General features: G+C 34.8%; 2 protein-coding genes. Both read right to left on the bottom strand.

The window, feature by feature from the left end:
• Window positions 1-255: 255 nt before the first annotated feature.
• Entirely contained in the window at window positions 256-492 is a 237-nt protein-coding gene (locus AC1DUW_RS28295) for a hypothetical protein (protein ID WP_053345978.1), read from the bottom strand.
• A gap of 124 nt (window positions 493-616) precedes the next feature.
• Window positions 617-1,557, bottom strand: a 941-nt coding sequence (locus AC1DUW_RS28290) for an Ig-like domain-containing protein (RefSeq protein WP_477644115.1), incomplete at its 5' end; no start/stop codon positions are given.

Here is a 1,557-nt window from a genome sequence, read left to right as displayed (position 1 = left end):
CTTCTATATTGCATTCAAGGTATTCGCACATGTTAATTAGAATGGATAATACCGAGTTATAAAAAAATAGGAAGATTTGTGACTCGGAAACGTGACTCTAGAGCCACACATTAATGTGGTATTATCCATTCTAATTAACATGTGCGAATACCTTGAATGCAATATAGAAGTCGTAATTGAATTAGTTCAAACTGAAGAAAACCACCAGTAATTGGACTGGTGGTTTCAAGCATTAATTAAGTGAAGTTTTTGTTTTTAATAATGGTCTATTTGCGCACCCAGATTATCTAGGTCTTGTGAAATATTTAGAATGATTAAATATCTCCAATCATTTTTAAGTTTCCCTAAGTCTACAACCTGATGAACCTCTACTACATCATTTTCATACTCTTTACTAGTCTCGCAAATTTCATATAAACTTTCTACTAATTCAGTATTATCCCAATTCCTCACATCTAACTGTACGAATGTTTGACTTTTCTTTATACTCATTTTCTTCTCTCCAAGTTTTTGAAGTATTACGGATATTGAGTACTCCTACTTGATTTAGTTTTATTAGAATGTCCATTGTCTTTAATGATTCATCTGTAACAACAGATGTAATATTACCGTGAATTTAATGTTTTACAACCTTAGTAGTTGCCTTTGAACTAACATTTCCTGCTTTATCCTTTGCAGTTATTGAAAGGGTAGTTCCCTTTTTCTGTGCTTTTATCTTAACTGAGTAGCTCCCATTAGACGCTGCTTTCGCTGAACCAAGGGATTTACTACCTACCTTTACGGTCACAGTCGATGATGCTTCAGCTTTCCCTTTTACAACTTTATCATTATCATCTACCTTACTTACCGTAGGCTTACTTGGTGGAACAACATCTAACACTGTGACAGAAGCACTTGAACTCACATTCCCTGAACTATCTTTTGCTGTGACCGCTAATTTAGTTCCCGCTTTTTGCACGGCTATTTTAATAGAGAATGTTCCTTTAGTTGTTGCCTTTGCAGAGCCTAATACTTTACTGCCATTTTTAACAGTAACCGTAGAATTAGCTTCTGCTTTCCCTGTTACTACTTTGTCATTATTATCTACCTTACTTACGGTAGGTTTACTTGGTGGAACAACGTCTAGAACAGTTACAGAAACACTTGAACTCACATTCCCTGAACTATCTTTAGCTGTGATGGTCAATTTAGTTCCCGCTTTTTGCACTGCTATATTAATAGAGAATGTTCCTTTAGATGTTGCTTTTGCAGAGCCTAACACTTTACTTCCACTTTTAACAGTAACCGTAGAATTAGCTTCTGCTTTCCCTGTTATAACTTTGTCATTATTGTCAACCTTATTAACACTTGGCTTAGATGGCTTAACATTATCTACAAATCCAGTTGAGATAGCATATAAATCCTCTTCTGTGTTATTGTCAACGTAGTCATTATCAGTGTCTATAACACCCACATAATATGTGCCAGCTTTAGCTTGATATGCTTGTACTTCAACATCATCCTCATATTCACTACCCAAATATTCCAAGTTATTATTCTCAACAAAATCTTTTTGTA

The sequence above is a fragment of the Peribacillus sp. P4_C12 genome (assembly GCF_056402095.1).
The sequence above is the reverse complement of the archived record's forward strand: the minus strand, read 5'-3'. Positions and strand labels throughout refer to the sequence as shown.